This window comes from Falcatimonas sp. MSJ-15, from assembly GCF_018918265.1.
Taxonomy (GTDB): domain Bacteria; phylum Bacillota; class Clostridia; order Lachnospirales; family Lachnospiraceae; genus Falcatimonas.
In genome coordinates this window covers 180,926-200,830 of record NZ_JAHLQC010000004.1, presented here as the reverse complement: position 1 = coordinate 200,830, position 19,905 = coordinate 180,926, and the positions used below count along the sequence as shown (strand labels likewise).

Below are 19,905 nucleotides of genomic sequence, written 5' to 3'. Positions count from 1 at the left end.
AATACCCTTATATCAGGAAGGCCACAAATATATTTTCACTGATTAAGGGTATTCTTTTTTATAAAATTCTGCTATAATATCAATAATTCTGCTTGTATATACGATTAATATATATAAGGAGAATTTTGTAAAAAGCAGGAAGGTGAAGAAATATGAAAAAAAGAGTATTATTGTGTGCTATTGCACTTACAGGTGCACTTGCATTGTCAGCATGTGGTAACAGAGCGACAGTATCAGATGATAAGGAGACAACTGTAGAGAATACAACAGAAGAAAAGACTACTTCTGAAAAAGAAACCACAAAGGCAGCAGATGCTAAAGAAGATGTAAGTACATCACAATCGGGAGATATTAATTCATTTAATAAAAGTGCAGCACTTCTAGAGGTTGACGAAGCACTTACAGATGTTAAAGATAATGTACAGGCAGGTTCATCAGGAAGTTCATTAAGAGCAGTAAAATCAGCAGCTACATTGCTTAATATTGCAGTTGGAACAGAACTTACACCTGATGAGATAAAAGATGAAGCATCAAAGTGGTATGAAGCACTTACAGATGATGAAAAATCTGAATTTAAAGAGAATATTAAGGCTGTAGATAATTCTTATAAGGAACTTTTACTAGATGGTAAAGAAGAACTGCTTGAAGCAGCAGGATGTGCAGATGCACCTTATCCATGGACAACGAATAATGAACCAATTAAAAAAGTAGAAGTTATTATGGAAGCATTTGGACTTAGATAGTTGATTGTAATAATAAGATATAATTAATTAAGAATAAAAACACCTGGAATCAAGAATGAGAGAAGCTCTCATCTATATGCCAGGTGTTTTTGCATTTTGCTATATTTTTGGCAAGTTATCTAAGAATATGGATTCCTTGGTATCTGTCTGGTGCATGGTTGGTATTTGAAATTGCACAATTAGTAGTTATATGGAATGATAATTATAATAATATGTTTTTTAATGCTAATGATTGAGTCTATAGAAAGTGAATTTGAAGAAACATATGATTTATTTAGAAATTACAAAAAAGAACTAAAGTCTTTTGATAAGACTGACGAACTTTCTAAAAGAGAGATAACGTCAGAATATGCCATAAAGCTGTTTGACTGGCTGATAAATTCAGTTAATGAGTTTGATCTTGATAAGACAGATCAGATAATGAAAGAACTTGAGCAGTGCAGATTACCTGATGAATGTAGCAACAAGATGGAGCTATTAAGAGCATATGTTGCAGACGTTGCAATGGAAGACATAATTAGTACAGCGGGCGAGATAATAGAGCTGCTAAGAAATAATATATAAAATAATGCTTTAGGAGGAAAATATGATAGCTTTTTGTCAAATAGTACAGATGATTGGGCTGTTTGTGATTATAAATACTATGGTATATGTGGGAACTAGACGGGTATCAAAAGAAGGAATAATTATTGAGATATCACTTTTTGCAGTACTAGTATCTTCAGTTGCATATTTGATTCAGACAGATGCAAAGAATTATAATGAAGCAGTTGCATGTCTTAAGATGGTATATCTTGGAAAAGCATATATTGGTTTTGTGTATTTTATGTTTTATTTTGTATATATGAAGAAAAAATTAAAAAGACCAATACTCTATCTGTTATGTGCATTTCATACATTCATATATGCACTTGTTCTTGCTGGTGATAAAATACCATTGTTTTTTAAAGGGATAAGCTACTATGAGAACTACAAAGGATATATGTATCTTGAAGTTAAAAATGGAATCTTCTATTATATACATATATTTGTTGCACTTGTGTATAGTATAATAATGTTTTATAACGGAATAAAATATTATCATGAGCACAAAACTGATCCTGATAGTAAGATAATGCTTGGAATGATATATGCTGGTGCAATCTCAATTATTGGAGTAATGATACATCTTACAGGAGCAGATTATGAATATGATGTTACGACAATGATGCTTGAGATTGGAACAGTAATATTTGCTATAGCAACTATTAAAAATAGAGCATTTGAAACTGTAGAGATAGCGAAAGATAATGTAATTGAAAATCTGTCTGATGGTATAATAGTACTTAACTCAGATTTTGATATCTTGTATTTTAATAATGAAGCACAGAAGATATTCCCGAAAGTGAGTAATATTGAATCTAATGATGTAGGAATAATTAAGCAGTTTTGCGAGTTTATGGAGACAAGTTATGACAGGAATGGACGCTATTATGATGTTCAGATTAATGATCTTACTAATAATGATATAGTTACGGGATATACAGTATCACTTGTTGATATAACAACGCATATGGAATATTCTAAGATGCTTGAAAATGAGGTTGCTGAGAAAGCTAAGAAGATATCAAAGATACAGGAAAGATTCATTGTAAGCTTTGCAAATATGATTGAACTTAGAGATGATATCACAGGACAGCATGTTAAGAGAACAAGCAGATATGTAAGAATAATAGCTAATGCTCTTAAAAAACGTAATATATATCCCGGCATCATAACTGATGAATTTGTTGATGCTATATGCAAGGCAGCACCGCTTCATGATATAGGTAAGATTGCAATATCAGATAGTATTCTTAGAAAACCTGGTAAACTTACAGAGGAAGAGTTTGAGATTATAAAGACGCATCCAAAAGTTGGCGGAGATATGTTAAGAGAAGCATTAAAGATTGATGAAGCTGATGAATATCTTACATACGCATATGAGATGGCAATGTACCATCATGAAAAATGGAATGGTACAGGTTATCCGGAAGGACTTAAAGGCAATGAAATTCCACTTTCAGCAAGAATCATGGCAATAGCTGATGTTTTTGATGCACTCACATCAAAAAGAAGTTATAAGGATAAGATATCAGATGACAGAGCATTCGAGATAATTGAACAGTCAAGTGGAAGTCATTTTGATCCTATTCTTGTAAACGTTTTTGTTGATATAAAGGAAGAAATTCTTGAGACAAAGAATAAAAATTATGAATAATATAAAATATATGTTGAAAAAATTTCATCTTCTGATACAATAAGACTTATCAAACAGAAAGTAAGAATTTTATATACATAATGGAAAGAGTGGTAGCTTATGGAATTTAGAAGAATGAACAATGGTTCAGTGCGTTGTCTTATATCAGAAGAAGATATGCAGGAACATGGGCTTGAAGTGACTGATTTTTTAAATGACAGAGATAAAGTTCATGAGTTTTTAGGAATAGTGATAGAAAAAGCAAAAGAAGAAGTTGGATATGTTAATGAAACAGGCATTTTATCAATGCAGGTTATGCCATTATCAAAAGGAAGATTGTCTATTATTTTCTCAGAGAAGGAAGACTTTACAATGCTTAATGAGATGAAAAATATGTTTGATGGTGAAGTATCATATGAAGATCTTCAGAATATGCTTGATGACATGAATGATGAAGACGATGATGAATACGAAGATGAAGACGATGATTTTGAAGATGACGATCTGTGTGATGAACTTATGAGAAAAATTAATGGTTTTAAAGACTTTGTTGAAAGTGATATTGAGTCAGATAAAGCAGGGCTATTTAATAAAGATGATTATTGGACAAAAAAAGATAAGATGTTTGAAGATAAGATGAATAGCTGTAAAGATGATATTGCAAAATCTAAAAAGAATAAAAAAACTAATACTACAGCTATATATGAATTCTCATCACTTGATAATGTTATGGCTTATGCATCTAATTTTTCTGGTGAGAGTAAAGTGACAAGCCGACTTTATAGAAGTAGAGATAAGTATTATCTTGTTATAGAAAAAGGCAGACTTCCAAAATTTTGCTATGATGATATATGCGAAACAGCTCTTGAATATGCAGAACGTAAGAAGATTCCGGTAGGATACATGGAATATATACAGGAGCATTATAAGTGCATTGTGAAAAAGAATGCTCTTAATGTTTTGAGAAGTATAGTAAGATAGTATAAAAAAGACCGTTTCAGAGGTCTTTTTTATACGTCCTAAATAATTTTTAAAATTTTAATATTATGATTATTGTAAATAGAGCCGTTTATTATTATAATAGGTATGTTTGTTATCATAAAATAATTGTGTTTAAATTTTTTTGACTTTATGATACAATTAACATATAACTTTTTGGAGGTTTCAGAATGTCAGACAACAAAGATTTTCTAAGTGAGAAAGAACGAAGAAGATTGAGAGTAAAGAGAATGAAAAAGATGCTTATTATGACGCTTGTGATTTCCATTCTTATCCCAATAATTACATGTATAGTACTATGCGTGAAAGTCGCACATCTTGAGTCGGATATGAGAGATCTTATAGAAGCTAAGAATAGTAGTACATCTGTGGCAGAAGGAGGAACAGATTCGGAAAGTCCTAATGCTATACAGTCACAGCCTGATAGTGAGAATTATACAAAAGAAGATGAGACTTTGGCACAAGAAGAGACTTCTGTCGAAACTGTTACAGAGACAGAACCGCAGGTAATGAAAAAAGTATATCTTACATTTGATGATGGACCAAGTGTCAATACGCAGAATATAATAGATATTCTCGCAAGATATAATGTTAAGGCAACTTTTTTTGTAGTAGGTAAAACAGATGATGCATCGATAGCATTGTATAAACAGATTGTAGATTCTGGTAATTCAATAGGAATGCATTCATACAGTCACAGATATAGTACACTATATGAGAGTACAGACGCATTTGCACAGGATTTGGCACAGATAAGACAACTAATAACAGATGCTACGGGGGTAGAGCCTGTACTTTACAGATTTCCTGGTGGAAGCAGTAATACCGTAAGTGGTGAACCTATGACAGAATTTATTAAATATCTTAACGAACAGAATATTACATATTTTGATTGGAATGTATCATCACAGGATGCTACATCTAATGCAGTGTCAGTTGATGAGATATATAATAATGTTATGGCAGGAGTTGACAACAATGATGTTTCTGTTGTGCTTATGCATGATACAGAATATAAGAATACCACAGTTGAGGCATTGCCAAAGATTATAGAGGGATTGCAATCACAGGGAGCAGAGATATTACCACTTTCAGCCGATGTTTCGCCTATACAGCATGTAAAGGCATCAGAAGTTAATGAGTAAATAATAATGGCTACGGTCATAACAGGAGGATGCGATATGAGTTTTTTTAAAGATTTTAAAGAAGATTTAGCACAGGCGGTTAATGAACTTGTTCAGGACCCTGATACAAAAGAAGATGAAGTAACAATGCCTGATGATACAGATGACAGTGTTATAAATGATTCGGTTGATGATGCAATAGATCTTGATGCATTAGATTCAATTATGGCAGCAGCGGCTGAGGCAGATGATAGTGATACTACAGAAGAATCAGATCTTACAGATGAGCCGGATGTAACAGCAGAAGATTATACAGACATTGTGCCAGATGATGTGATTACAGCAGAAGATTATACAACTGAAGATAATATACAGACAGAAGAGAATGAGACAGAAGATGATATTGATTTTGATTCAATAGCAGATCTTGGCATTTTTAATATGGATAATGATGAGAATGAAAAAGAATCAGAAGAGAATGGAACAGTAGATGATTCTATAATTGAAGGATTGAATGATTTAGATTTCTTAGACGAACCAGATGTTGATATTAGTGATATTACAGCAGATGAACCTAATATAGTTAATGATACAGAGGATGAATCTAAAGATACAGATAGTGAAATAATAGACAATGTAGCAGAAGATATAGATGTATCAGCAGCAGAATATGCAGATGAGTTAAAAGATGATTCTATAGATACTAAGACAGAAGATATATTAGCAGATTCAGCAGATAATATAGTAGAAGAGAATAGTTATGAATTCACAGAAGATGACAGTAAGAATGATAATATTCTTACTGAAACAACAGATGATAATATAGAATTACCACAGGAAGAATTCGTAGAAGAAGTCAGTGATGAAGAAGCATTACAGCAGACAGAAGAAGTTAGTAATGAAGAAGCATTACAGCAGACAGAAAAAGTTAGTAATGAAGAAATATTACAACAGACAGAAGAAGCTATATCATTGGTAGAAGAAGAACATCTTACACCAGTTAAGGATAGTATTGAAGTAACAGAAGCAGAAGCAGAGCTTGATAAAAAGCTAACAGAAGATTATGGTAAAATATCAGAGGAGGATAAGAGAATGAGTGAAGCTATGGAAACAGAGGTTGGACAGGAGAGAACAGAAGAGGCAGCAGTATTTACAGCAGGAGTAAGAATTAAAGGTGATGTTGAATCAACAGGTTCAGTAGAAGTAATTGGTGAGATTGAAGGTAATATTACATGTCTTGGCAAGTTAGTTGTATCTGGTAAAGTAACAGGTGATTCACAGGCTGAGGAAGTATATGCTAATAAAGCTACAATAGAAGGTAATATCGAGAGCAGTGGTGCAGTTAAGATTGGTGCAGGCACAGTGATTGTTGGTAATATAAAAGGAACATCAGCAGTAATTGCCGGTGCAATAAAAGGTGACATAGATGTACACGGACCAGTTATTGTCGATACATCAGCAGTTGTTATGGGTAATATTAAGTCACGTTCAGTTCAGATTAACAGTGGTGCAGTAATAGAAGGTTTCTGTTCACAGTGTTACTCAGATATTAATGTAAAAGACTTTTTTGGTGACAAAAAAGCAGAATAATAATAGAATAACTAGAATATTTTAATGAGGTGTCCTTAAAATGGAAAAGAGAAAAAGAGTATTATTAAAACTTAGTGGAGAGGCTCTTGCCGGTGAGAAAAAGACAGGTTTTGATGAAGAAACTGTAAGAAAGATTGCAGTTCAGGTCAAGACTATTGTTGAAGACGGTAATGAAGTTGGTATTGTTATCGGAGGAGGTAACTTCTGGAGAGGACGTACAAGTGAGAGCATTGACAGAACAAAAGCCGATCAGATAGGAATGCTTGCAACAGTTATGAACTGTATATATGTTTCTGAGATATTCAGAACAGTAGGAATGTCAACAGAGATTCTTACACCATTTGCATGTGGAACAATGACAACAATGTTCTCAAAAGATAAAGCAAATGAATTATTTAAGAAAGGTACAGTTGTATTCCTTGCCGGCGGTACAGGACATCCTTATTTCTCAACAGATACAGGAATTGTATTAAGAGCAATTGAACTTGATGCTGACATGATTCTTCTTGCAAAAGCAATTGATGGTGTATATGACAGCGATCCTAAGATTAATCCATCAGCTAAAAAGTATGATGAGATATCAATTGATGATGTTGTAAAACAGAAGTTAGCAGTAGTTGATATGACAGCATCAGTTATGTGCATGGAGAACAAGATGCCTCTATGGGTATTCAGCCTTAATGAAGAGAATAGCATTGTTAATGCTATGAATGGCAAATTTAATGGTACAATAGTATCTGCATAATATATTGAGAGAATAAAAAACATTAAAATATAACACATATTAGGAGGAATTTATCATATGGATATTAAGATATATGAGGAAAAAATGTCAAAATCAGTAGATGCTTTAAATGGAGAACTTGCTACAATAAGAGCAGGACGTGCTAATCCACATCTTCTTGATAAATTTAAAGTAGATTACTATGGTTCACCTACTCCACTTCAGCAGGTAGCCAATATAACTGTTCCAGAAGCAAGAATGATTCAGATCCAGCCATGGGAAAGCAGTTTAATTAAAGAGATTGAAAAAGTAATAATGACATCAGAACTTGGAATTACACCAAGCAATGATGGTAAAGTTATCAGACTCGTATTCCCTGAATTAACAGAAGAACGTCGTAAAGAGTTAGTAAAAGACGTTAAGAAAAAAGGCGAAGGCGCAAAAGTAGCTGTTAGAAATATCAGACGTGATGCTAATGACGCTTTCAAGAAAGCTAATAAGGGTAATGAGATATCTGAAGATGAATTAAAAGAATTAGAAGATAAAGTTCAAAAAGCTACAGATAAATATATTGCTGAAATCGATAAATCAGTTGAAAGTAAATCAAAAGAGATTTTAACAGTATAGTTATTGCCCATATATTAAGACCTCCCCGTATTATTACAGTGGGGAGGTCTTTGCTTGATAATAATTATCTGGATAAATATATTAATCGGAGGTATAGTGTGGATACATATAATGAAGAATTAGGTATGAGAGTACCTGAACATATAGCTATTATACTTGATGGTAATGGAAGATGGGCGAAGAAGAGACTTATGCCCCGTAATTATGGTCATATGCAGGGAAGCAAGGCTGTCGAACTTGTATGTGAAGAAGCATATAATATTGGAGTAAAATATCTTACAGTATATGCGTTTTCTACAGAAAATTGGCAAAGACCTTCTGACGAAGTGCAGGCAATAATGAAGCTTTTAAGAAATTATCTTAAAGACTGCATTAAGACAACATCTAAGAATAATATGAAAGTAAGAATACTTGGTGATAAAGCAGGACTAGATGATGATATAAGAGAGCAGATAGACAAGCTGGAGAAAGAGTCATCTAAGAATACCGGACTTAATTTTCAGATTGCAATCAATTATGGAAGTCGTGATGAGATGGTTCGTGCCATGCGTAGAATGAGTGCAGATATTGCAAGTGGCATTATAAAAGAAAGTGATATTACAGAAGAGACATTTTCATCATACCTCGATACAAGAGGAATACCAGATCCGGATATGATTATAAGAACCAGTGGAGAGCAGAGACTTTCTAATTTCCTTATGTGGCAGTCGGCATATTCAGAATTCTATTTTCCGGAAGTTTTATGGCCTGATTTTAACAGAAAAGAATTGGTAAAAGCCATTGAAGCATATAATAAAAGAGACAGAAGATATGGAAAAGTGAAGGAGAAATAGAATGTTTGTTACAAGACTAATTAGTGGAATTATATTAATTATACTTACAATTGCAGCTGTATTTGCAGGTAATACAGTACTTATGGCAGCAATGTTATTTGTGTCACTTGTAGGTATGATGGAATTATATAGAATATTTAAGATTAATAAGGATATTATGGGAATTACAGGATATCTTGCAGCGGTTGCATATTATATGTGTCTGTATTTTAAGCGAGATGACTTGCTTATTATGGTGATAGTTGCAGAACTTGCATTGAGTATGGCAATATTTGTACTTACATTTCCAAAATATAAAGCAGAGCAGGCTATTATATCTAACTTTGGGCTTATATATGTTACAGCAATGTTATCATGTATATATAGAATTCGTATGTTAGATGGTGGTGCATATATTGTATGGCTTGCATTTATATGTGCATGGGGTAATGATACATGTGCTTATGTATTTGGTAAATTTATATTCAGTAAGATATTTGGAAAGCATAAGATGGCACCAGTATTAAGCCCTAACAAATCAATAGAAGGTGGCGTTGGTGGTGTTCTTGGAGCTGTTATCATAGGTGCTGTATATGCATATATTTTTAGAGATAAACTTACTATGTTCGCTAATCCATGTCTTGCATTCGCAGTTACTAGTGGTTTTGGTGCATTACTTGCAATAATTGGAGATCTTGCGGCATCAGGAATCAAGAGAAATTATGATATTAAAGATTATGGTAAATTAATACCAGGTCATGGTGGGATACTTGACAGATTTGACAGCGTAATATTTACTGCACCGGCAGTTTATTTTTTGATAACATTCCTGTTATAGGACTTTAACAGATAAGCAATTTATATAAATGTGTAACTTATATGAATATGATAGAAGTAGAGTAAAAATAGAAAAAAGTAAGAATAAAAAAAGCATGTCTTAATAATGTGATATATTATTAAGATAGAAAGAAGGGTAACTTTAAGATGAGAAATTTGACAGTCTTAGGTTCGACAGGTTCGATAGGAACACAGACACTTGATGTCGTGAGAAAAAATAGTAGTGAACTTAAAATTGTAGCATTGACTGCAGGATCTAATACAGAACTTTTAAAAAAGCAGATGGAAGAATTCAAGCCAGAGTTAGTATGTATTAGTGATGAGAAAAAAGTAAGTGAGCTTAGAGAAACAGCACTTTTATATAATATAAAAGTAGTAAGTGGTATGGATGGGCTTATTGAAGCAGCAACGTTAGAACATTGTGATACTGTTGTAACAGCAATTGTTGGAATGATAGGACTTCGACCAACAGTGGCAGCTATAAAAGCGAAGAAAGATATAGCACTTGCTAATAAAGAGACACTTGTAACAGCCGGACATATAATTATGCCACTTGCGAAAGAATATGGAGTAGATATTCTTCCGGTAGATAGTGAACATAGTGCTATATTCCAGGCACTTAATGGTGAAAACCATAATAGAATAGAGAAGATTCTTCTGACAGCATCAGGTGGGCCATTTAGAGGAAGAACTATAGAACAGATGAAGAATATACAAGTTGAAGATGCACTAAAACATCCAAACTGGGCAATGGGAAGAAAGATTACGATAGACTCTTCAACAATGGTTAATAAAGGTCTTGAAGTTATGGAAGCAAAGTGGCTCTTTGGAGTTACTTATGATCAAGTACAGGTAATTGTACAGCCAGAGAGTATAATTCATTCAATGGTGCAATTTAAAGATGGTGCAGTTATGGCACAGCTTGGTTCGCCGGATATGAGACTTCCAATTCAATATGCTTTATTTTATCCAGACAGACCATATCTTGATTCAAAGAGACTTGACTTTTATGAACTTGGTAAGATTACATTTGAAAAACCGGATATGGAGAACTTTAGAGGTCTAAAACTTGCATATCAGGCAGGTAATGCAGGTGGTAATCTGCCAACTGTATTCAATGCAGCAAATGAGCTTGCAGTAAGTAAGTTCCTTAATAGAAAGATAGGATATCTTGATATAACAGGAATAATAGAATATGCTATGAATAATGTTAAAAAGATAGAGAATCCTTCCTTACAGGAAGTATTAGACACAGAAAAGACAACATATGAATTAATTGAAAGCAGGTGGTAGTTTGAATATTATTATTGCACTTATTGTATTAAGCCTTATAGTGATTTTTCATGAATTTGGTCATTTTATTATAGCAAAATCAAATGGAATATGTGTTAAAGAGTTTACACTTGGACTTGGACCAACACTTATAAGCTTTGGAAAAGGAGAGACGAAATATTGTCTAAAGCTTCTTCCATTTGGTGGTTCATGTGTTATGCTTGGAGAAGATACAGAAGAGAATATCAATGAAGAGAGAGCATTTGTTAATAAGCCTGTATGGGCTAGAATATCAACGATAGCAGCAGGACCTATATTTAACTTTATACTTGCATTTGTGCTTGCACTTTTTGTAATAGGATATGTTGGATATGATCCATGTAAAGTTGCCGGTGTTACACAAGGGACTCCGGCATATGACTCAGGACTATCTGAAGGAGATATTATAACTAAAGTAAATGGTAAGAAGATTACTTTTTATAGAGATTATGCTCTTTACTTACAACTTAATATGGGCAAGACACTTGAACTTACATATACGACAGCAGATGGAGAGACAAAGACAACAATTATAGAGCCTGAATATGTAGAGAAAAAAGTATATCAGATGGGTATAAGCATGGGCGAGAATATAGAAGTATTGTCTGTTGCCAAAGATAGTGCAGCAGAGAGTGCAGGAATTATGACCGGTGATATAATCAAAGCTATTGATGGTAAAGAACTTACAAGTTATGAAGACGTCTCACCCATAGTTCAGGCATGCAATGGCAATGCACTTGAACTTACAATAGAACGTGATGGTAATACACAGACTGTAACGCTTACACCAAAGATGGTTGATCAATCAGGGTATGTATATGGTATATTACTTAGTGGTGCAAGAGAAAAAGTAAGTCCAATAAAAGTTATAGGATATGGTTTTAGCGAAGTAAGATATTGGATTGAAGTTACAATAAAGAGTCTTTCTATGTTAGTAACAGGTAAAGTTAGTGCCAATCAAGTATCAGGTCCGGTTGGAATTGTTAATATGATAGGTAATACTGTAGAACAGAGCAGATCAGAAGGAATACTAATGGTTCTTGTTAATCTTGCAGAATTATCAATACTATTAAGTGCTAACCTTGGTGTTATGAATCTGCTTCCTATACCGGCACTTGATGGAGGAAGACTTGTATTTTTACTAATTGAACTTGTAAGAGGTAAACCAATAAATAGAGAAAAAGAAGGACTTGTACATTTTATCGGAATGGTTATACTTATGATAATTATGGTATTAGTTCTGTTTAATGATGTGCGAAATCTTTTATAAGCTAGAACGTAAAACCCATTACCTATAGGTGATGGGTAGTTCACAATATCTAAGAGAGCAGGTAATTGAAGATGTATAGAGATAATACAAAAGTAATAAAAATTGGCAACAGAGTTATTGGCGGTGGTAATCCGATTCTGATTCAGTCAATGACTAATACTAAGACAGAAGATGTTGAAGCAACAGTTGCACAGATTAAAGAGTTAATGGTAGCAGGATGTGAGATTATAAGATGTGCAGTTCCTACTATGGAAGCTGCATGTGCAATTAAAGAGATCAAAAAACAGATATCAATACCACTTGTTGCAGATATTCATTTTGATTACAGACTTGCTATAGCTGCAATAGAGAATGGAGCAGATAAGATAAGAATTAATCCAGGCAATATAGGATCAATAGATAAGATAAAAGCAGTTGTTGATAAAGCTAAAGAGTACAATATTCCTATAAGAGTCGGAGTTAACAGTGGTTCTTTGGAAAAAGAACTTATAGAGAAGTATAATGGAGTTACAGCAAAAGGAATTGTAGAGAGTGCACTTGATAAAGTAAAGATAATAGAAGATCTTGGTTATGATAATCTTGTTATAAGTATAAAATCATCAGATGTAATGATGTGTGTTAAAGCACATGAACTTATAGCTGGAAAAACACCATATCCACTTCATGTTGGTATAACTGAGTCAGGAACAGTTACAAGTGGTAATATTAAATCTGCAATTGGACTTGGAATAATTCTTAACGAAGGAATTGGAGATACAATAAGAGTATCACTTACAGATAAACCGGCCGAAGAGATTAGAAGTGCTAAACTTATATTAAAGACACTTGGACTTAGAAAAGGTGGAATAGAAGTTGTATCATGTCCGACATGTGGAAGAACCAAGATAGATCTTATTGGACTTGCAAAAAAAGTAGAAGATATGGTTCAGAACTTTCAGGATCTTGACATTAAAGTTGCAGTAATGGGATGTGCAGTTAATGGACCGGGTGAAGCAAAAGAAGCTGATATAGGAATAGCAGGTGGTAATGGTGAAGGGCTGCTTATTAAAAAAGGACAGATAATACGAAAGATGAAAGAAGAAGAGCTTATTGATGCATTAAGAGAGGAACTTGCAAACTGGAAAAAGTAAAAAAGGGGTTATTACAATGGTAAACTTATTTTTTGATGTTTTTCCTACTTTAAAATTGACAGGCGATTCGAAAGGACTTTTAGCTGAGGCGGAAGTAACAAAAGTTACAACTACCTCGGCTAAAACTTTTATTCGAGTATATATTCACAGTAGGAGACTGATAACAAAAGATATCATATATAAAGTTGAAAATGAAATAGCGAATCAACTGTTTAAAGAGAGTAGAATTCGTGTAAAGATTATAGAGCGATTTACACTTTCATCACAATATACACCACAAAAACTTTATGATGCTTATAAAGAGAGTATATTGATGGAACTTAAGAATTATAGCATTATAGAATATAATATAATGAGACAGGCAGAAATTGAATTTACTAACGAATATACTATGAAGATGACTATTTCAGAGAGTATTGTCTCAGAGAAAAAGACGGATGAATTAAAGAGAATATTAGAGAAGATATTCCTTGATCGATGTGGCTTTGAAGTAAATGTTATATTTGAATATAAAGAGGCAAAAAAGAGTAAGTATGCAATTAACTCAGAGAAGGAAATAAAAGAAGAAGTAAGACAGATACTTAAAAATATTAATGCTAATAATGTGGCTAAGGGAGATAATGAACACTCTAATGCTGATGAGTATATTAATAATCAGTCAGATGTAGCATCAAAAGAGACAGTAAAAAAAGCAGATGTTATTGCAGATAAAGCAGTAAAAAATGAAGAACATATAGTTAAAGCAACAGCAAAAACTGATAATGATTCAGCAAAGAAACCATTTGAAAAAAGAGAGTTTCAAAAACGTTATTCATATAAAAAGTCTGATAATCCTGATGTATTATATGGAAGAGATTTTGAAGATGATGAAATAGTTGCTATTGAGACTATACAGTCTGAGATGGGCGAAGTGATTATTCGTGGACAGATTAGGACTGTAGAGAAAAGAGAACTTCGTAATGAAAAGACGATTATAACATTTGATGTTACAGATTTTACAGATACTATTACTGTTAAGATGTTTGCAAGAAATGAGCAGTTACCGGATATACTTCCAGCGATAACAGAAAAATCTTTTATCAAGTTAAAAGGTGTCACAACAGTTGACAGATTCGATGGAGAACTTACAATAGCATCAGTTGTAGGAATCAAAAAAGCAACAGACGCAAGAACAAAGAGACAGGATACATCTGTTGAGAAGAGAGTTGAGCTTCACTGCCATACGAAGATGAGTGATATGGATGGAGTATCTGATGTATCAGATATTATAAAACAGGCGGCAAAGTGGGGACATAATGCTATTGCAATAACAGATCATGGAGCAGTTCAGGCATTCCCGGATGCTAATCATACGCTTGATAAACTTGATAATAAAGACTTTAAAATTATATATGGTGTTGAAGGATATCTTGTTGATGATACCAAGTCAATAATTGTAGATTCAAAAGGTCAGACTTTTGATGATACTTATGTAATATTTGATATTGAGACAACAGGATTTTCACCAAAGTCGGATCGAATAATTGAAATCGGTGCAATTAAGATGCAGGGTGGAAAATATGTTGATGAATTCAGTACATTTGTTAATCCTGATATACCAATACCATTTAGAATCGAAGAATTAACTCATATTAATGATAGTATGGTTAAAGACGCACCTTTTATAGAAGATGTACTTCCAAAATTCCTTGAATTCTGTGAAGGTGCAGTACTTGTTGCACATAATGCCGAGTTTGATGTGAGCTTTATAGATACAAAAGCAAGAGATATACTTGGCATTGAACTTACACATACAGTAGTAGATACAGTTGCATTGTCAAGAGTACTTATATCAGGGCTTGCCAAATTTAAACTTGATACAGTAGCAAAGGCATTAGGTGTATCACTTGAGAATCATCATAGGGCAGTTGATGATGCAAAAGCATGTGCAGATATATTTGTTGCACTTATAGAAAGATTAAAATTAAGAAATATTAATAATCTTGATGAAGCGAATGAACTTAGTAAACTTGATGCTGAAGCAATAATGAAGATGAATACATATCATGTTATTATTCTGGCTAAGAATAACACCGGGAGAGTTAATATGTATCGCCTAATCTCAGATTCTAACCTTAAATATTACAGAAGAAGACCTAGAATACCAAAGAGTGAGATATTAAAGCATAGAGAGGGACTTATAATTGGAAGTGCATGTGAAGCAGGAGATCTGTATCAGGCAATATTAAGAAATCAACCGGAAGAAGAGATAGCAAGAATTGTCAAATTCTATGACTATCTTGAGATACAGCCACTTGGCAATAATAACTTTATGATAGAAAGTGATAATTATGCTGTTAATTCAGAAGAAGATCTTATAGAGATTAATAAAAAGATAGTAAAACTTGGAGAACAGTTTAATAAACCGGTAGTTGGAACGTGTGATGTGCATTTTCTTAATCCGGAAGATGAAGTATACAGAAGAATCATTATGGCTGGACAAGGATTTAAAGATAGTGATAATCAGGCACCATTATATCTTAGAACAACAGAAGAGATGCTAAAAGAGTTTGAGTATCTAGGAAGTGATAAAGCACATGAGATAGTAATTGAGAATACTAATCTTATTGCAGATATGTGTGATAAGATATCACCGGTAAGACCGGATAAATGTCCTCCTGTAATTGAAGATTCTGATAAGACACTAAGAAAGATATGCTATGATACTGCACATGCAATGTATGGTGAAGAACTGCCAGAGATAGTAACAGAGCGACTTGAGAGAGAACTTAATTCAATCATATCGAATGGATATTCGGTTATGTATATAATCGCACAGAAGCTGGTATGGAAGTCTAATGAAGATGGATATCTGGTTGGTTCACGAGGTTCAGTAGGTTCATCACTTGCAGCGACAATGTCAGGTATAACAGAAGTTAATCCATTAAGTCCGCATTATTATTGTGAAAAATGTCACTATAACGAGTTTGATTCAGAAGATGTCAAGAAATTTGCTGGTGGTGCAGGATGTGATATGCCTGATAAGAAGTGTCCTGTATGTGGAGAACAACTTATAAAAGCAGGATTTGATATTCCATTTGAGACATTCCTGGGATTTAAAGGTAATAAAGAGCCGGATATTGACCTTAACTTCTCAGGAGAATATCAGGCAAAAGCACATGCTTATGTAGAAGTTATCTTCGGTAAAGGGCAGACATTTAAAGCTGGTACAATAGGTACTCTTGCTGATAAAACAGCGTATGGTTATGTGAAAAAATATTATGAAGAAAGAGGCTGTAGTAAGCGTAATTCTGAGATTAACAGAATAGTTGAAGGCTGTGTAGGAGTCAGAAGAACAACCGGACAGCATCCTGGTGGAATTATAGTTCTTCCACTTGGAGAAGAGATCCATTCCTTTACACCAATCCAGCATCCGGCTAATGATATGACAAGCAATATTGTAACAACACACTTTGATTATCATAGTATTGATCATAACCTTTTAAAACTTGATATACTTGGACATGATGATCCTACGATGATACGAATGCTTGAAGATCTTACAGGAGTAAGTGCAAGAGATATACCATTAGATAGTAAAGAAGTAATGTCTTTATTTAAGGATACAAGTGCATTATCAATAGATCCTGAAGATATAGGAGGCTGTAAGCTTGGAGCACTTGGAATACCTGAATTCGGAACAGATTTTGCTATGCAAATGCTTATTGATACACAGCCAAAATATTTTTCAGATCTTGTACGAATAGCAGGACTTTCACATGGTACAGATGTATGGCTTGGTAATGCCCAGACACTTCTTCAGGAAGGAAAAGCAACGATCTCAACTGCAATATGTACACGAGATGATATTATGATATATCTAATCGGAAAAGGGCTTGATAAAGAACTTTCATTCACGATTATGGAGAGTGTACGAAAAGGAAAAGGACTTAAACCGGAGTGGGAAGAAGAGATGATATCTCATGGTGTTCCAGACTGGTATATATGGTCATGTAAAAAGATTAAATATATGTTTCCAAAAGCACATGCGGCAGCGTATGTTATGATGGCATGGAGAATAGCATATTTTAAAGTATTCTATCCACTTGCTTATTATGCAGCATATTTTAGTATAAGAGCTTCGGCATTCTCATACGAGATAATGTGTATGGGCAGAGACAGACTAGAATACTATCTTAATGATTATAAGAAGAGAAGTGATACACTTAGCAAGAAAGAGCAGGATACATTAAAAGATATGCGAATTGTTCAGGAGATGTATGCAAGAGGATTTGAATTTGTACCAATAGATCTTTTTACAGCGAAAGCACATCATTTTCAGATTATAGATGGAAAACTTATGCCGGCACTAAGTACAATAGATGGACTTGGAGACAAAGCAGCAGATGCTGTTGTTGAAGCAGCAAAAGATGGAATGTTCTTGTCAAAAGATGATTTTAGAGATAGGACAAAAGTAAGTAAAACAGTAATAGAACTTATGGATGACCTTGGAATTCTTGGCGATTTGCCAGATACTAATCAGTTATCACTTTTCGATTTATAATTGTAATAAAGACAAAGCGTATAACAAAAACACAATTATAATAGGGCTAAAATATGTAATAGAAACACAATTACAATAGAGCTAAAATATGTAATAGTGATAAAGACTACTGATAAAGAACAAAAGCTAATAATGCAAAATAGTAATAGAATTAGCATTATTAGCTGATGTATGCAATTGCAGATTAAAATAAGATATGAGGTGACGTGATAGTATGGTAATAGAACTTGCCGGAATGGCAGTTGAGAAAAAGTGTGATTTTCAAAAGATTACAGGTGGTTATCTGTCAGATTATGAATATGCTTATGCATGTGGAAAAATAGCACATATACTTGGAATACAGATTAATCCACAAGATGATCTTCATATAATAAGAGAAGCACTTATTGATGGCGTTAATAATTATGAACCAAAAGACAAAAGGGAAGCAGTTTTATTTGGGCTGTTTCCACATTATGTAATCAAGAATACAAAAGATGCTGATATAGAACTCATTGTTAAGATGGGAATGAACGCATAATGTGATGCATAAGGCATCAATAAAAAAAGTACCGAAATATAAGTTTCGTGTATAATTTAAATAGCTGTTTTTAATAACAACTTTGGTAATACAATAAAAAAAGCAGGTGTAAAAATGTTAGGAGCAATATTAGGATTAATGGCGTATGCCGCAATATTTTGGAGTGTGATTCCATGTGAGAACATTAAAGTGAGAGCTGTAATAGCATTAATGGCAGCAGTGATATGTATATTGATGTATAAGATACCTTTACTTGGATATCTTATGAAGATATGTCCGGGACCGGTTATTATGCATAAGTGGATTGTACCGATTAGTATATACTATGGAAGTCAATATGCACCAGAATATGCAGATAAGATGGAACTTATAGGGAAACTTTTGTTTCTAGCAGGCTCATGTATGTATGCATTGTTTTCTTTGCTATTTACAAGTTGGGGATTTTTTAAGACAGGAAGATTATTTAACAGGCATAGAGATAGAGATACCAGAGAGAATAAGAGTGCAAAGAGAAAAAAGACAACGGAATCTGATACTGATATTAAACCGAATGTTAAGAAGATATCAAGTGTGACTACTAAGCTGTTAAAGAGTATAAAAGAATTTTTTGCAAAGATTATATCTTCTTTAAAAAGAATTACCAGACATTCAAAACCTAAGAAAAAACAGTCTGCAAAGAGAAAAAAATCAAATGCTTCTGTTAAAAAGAATAAAACATACACTAACAATAATAATACTGTTAATGATAATAACTTTAATACAGACACAGATGAGTCTATTAACAACAATGATACTGATAAAGTATATAGAAAAAATAGCGGAAAAGAGAATAGCGAAATATTTTTCTTTAGAGGATGCAATGATATGGAATCATGTATACGCAGATATAATATGCTTATGAGAGAATATCATCCTAATAAAGAAAATGGTGATGATATAATCTGCAACAAGATTAATGAAGAATATGAAGCGATACGAAGAAAATATGCATCTGAATCAAAGAGCCAGACGGATAAAAGAGAATGTAGTTAGGATATTATCGAAAGAGAATACAGTTAGTATATTAACATTGACAATGAGCTATATGTATGATATCATCTCTAACAGACTATTATTTAAGAATAGCCCAACCCGATTAATACCTCTTATAGTAATATATAAGAGGTATTTTTTTGTCTATATGAGATGATAAAAGTATAGAACAAGATTGGAAGTTTCACAGTTGCTATAGTGATTATAGGAGCTTATGGAAGTTTTTTAAGATAGAATATGCATCAAAAGAATGGTTGATTTTATAGAAAAACAAAATGTAATCTATAAAATTTCAAAAAGTGCTTGCATTTTCTTTTGGCATGTTGTATTATAAGGAAGTCGCAAGGACATGGCTCATTGGTCAAGCGGTTAAGACGCCGCCCTCTCACGGCGGAATCAGGGGTTCGATTCCCCTATGAGCTACT

General features: G+C 33.4%; 16 protein-coding genes and 1 tRNA gene. All 17 read left to right on the top strand.

Annotation, left to right across the window (positions count from 1 at the left end; genetic code table 11):
- Nucleotides 1–152 precede the first annotated feature (152 nt).
- Nucleotides 153–743, top strand: a complete 591-nt coding sequence (locus KQI85_RS04540) for a hypothetical protein (RefSeq protein WP_216574905.1) — start codon at nt 153–155, stop codon at nt 741–743.
- A 195-nt stretch (nt 744–938) separates the two neighbouring features.
- On the top strand, nt 939–1,307 hold the full coding sequence (locus tag KQI85_RS04535) for a hypothetical protein (RefSeq protein ID WP_216574904.1): 369 nt from the start codon (nt 939–941) through the stop codon (nt 1,305–1,307).
- Nucleotides 1,308–1,329: 22 nt separating this feature from the next.
- Complete coding sequence (locus tag KQI85_RS04530; RefSeq protein ID WP_216574903.1) at nt 1,330–2,982, top strand: HD domain-containing phosphohydrolase; 1,653 nt, start codon at nt 1,330–1,332, stop codon at nt 2,980–2,982.
- A 99-nt stretch (nt 2,983–3,081) separates the two neighbouring features.
- Nucleotides 3,082–3,942, top strand: a complete 861-nt coding sequence (locus KQI85_RS04525; protein WP_216574902.1) for an adaptor protein MecA — start codon at nt 3,082–3,084, stop codon at nt 3,940–3,942.
- Nucleotides 3,943–4,130: 188 nt separating this feature from the next.
- On the top strand, nt 4,131–5,105 hold the full coding sequence (locus KQI85_RS04520; RefSeq protein WP_216574901.1) for a polysaccharide deacetylase family protein: 975 nt from the start codon (nt 4,131–4,133) through the stop codon (nt 5,103–5,105).
- A gap of 36 nt (nt 5,106–5,141) precedes the next feature.
- The gene (locus KQI85_RS16490) at nt 5,142–6,674 is read left to right on the top strand and encodes a polymer-forming cytoskeletal protein (protein ID WP_253293739.1); all 1,533 of its coding nucleotides are present in this window, start codon (nt 5,142–5,144) and stop codon (nt 6,672–6,674) included.
- Between the two features lie 40 nt (nt 6,675–6,714).
- Complete coding sequence (pyrH, locus tag KQI85_RS04510) at nt 6,715–7,419, top strand: UMP kinase (protein ID WP_216574900.1); 705 nt, start codon at nt 6,715–6,717, stop codon at nt 7,417–7,419.
- A 57-nt stretch (nt 7,420–7,476) separates the two neighbouring features.
- Nucleotides 7,477–8,025, top strand: a complete 549-nt coding sequence (gene frr / locus KQI85_RS04505; protein WP_216574899.1) for a ribosome recycling factor — start codon at nt 7,477–7,479, stop codon at nt 8,023–8,025.
- Between the two features lie 125 nt (nt 8,026–8,150).
- The gene (locus KQI85_RS04500; protein WP_216574958.1) at nt 8,151–8,858 is read left to right on the top strand and encodes an isoprenyl transferase; all 708 of its coding nucleotides are present in this window, start codon (nt 8,151–8,153) and stop codon (nt 8,856–8,858) included.
- A gap of 1 nt (nt 8,859) precedes the next feature.
- Entirely contained in the window at nt 8,860–9,675 is an 816-nt protein-coding gene (locus KQI85_RS04495; protein WP_216574898.1) for a phosphatidate cytidylyltransferase, read from the top strand.
- Nucleotides 9,676–9,821: 146 nt separating this feature from the next.
- Nucleotides 9,822–10,967 (top strand): 1-deoxy-D-xylulose-5-phosphate reductoisomerase, encoded by a 1,146-nt coding sequence (dxr, locus tag KQI85_RS04490; RefSeq protein ID WP_216574897.1) that lies wholly within the window; start codon nt 9,822–9,824, stop codon nt 10,965–10,967.
- A gap of 1 nt (nt 10,968) precedes the next feature.
- A complete protein-coding gene (rseP, locus tag KQI85_RS04485) occupies nt 10,969–12,255 on the top strand; it encodes an RIP metalloprotease RseP (protein WP_216574896.1) in 1,287 nt (428 codons plus the stop codon).
- Nucleotides 12,256–12,326: 71 nt separating this feature from the next.
- Complete coding sequence (ispG, locus tag KQI85_RS04480) at nt 12,327–13,385, top strand: flavodoxin-dependent (E)-4-hydroxy-3-methylbut-2-enyl-diphosphate synthase (protein ID WP_216574895.1); 1,059 nt, start codon at nt 12,327–12,329, stop codon at nt 13,383–13,385.
- A 16-nt stretch (nt 13,386–13,401) separates the two neighbouring features.
- The gene (locus tag KQI85_RS04475; RefSeq protein ID WP_216574894.1) at nt 13,402–17,928 is read left to right on the top strand and encodes a PolC-type DNA polymerase III; all 4,527 of its coding nucleotides are present in this window, start codon (nt 13,402–13,404) and stop codon (nt 17,926–17,928) included.
- Nucleotides 17,929–18,142: 214 nt separating this feature from the next.
- Nucleotides 18,143–18,448, top strand: coding sequence for a DUF3837 family protein (locus KQI85_RS04470; RefSeq protein ID WP_216574893.1), 306 nt, complete (start codon nt 18,143–18,145; stop codon nt 18,446–18,448).
- Nucleotides 18,449–18,562: 114 nt separating this feature from the next.
- On the top strand, nt 18,563–19,480 hold the full coding sequence (locus KQI85_RS04465; protein WP_216574892.1) for a hypothetical protein: 918 nt from the start codon (nt 18,563–18,565) through the stop codon (nt 19,478–19,480).
- Nucleotides 19,481–19,831: 351 nt separating this feature from the next.
- Nucleotides 19,832–19,903: transfer RNA gene (locus tag KQI85_RS04460), tRNA-Glu, on the top strand.
- Nucleotides 19,904–19,905 lie beyond the last annotated feature (2 nt).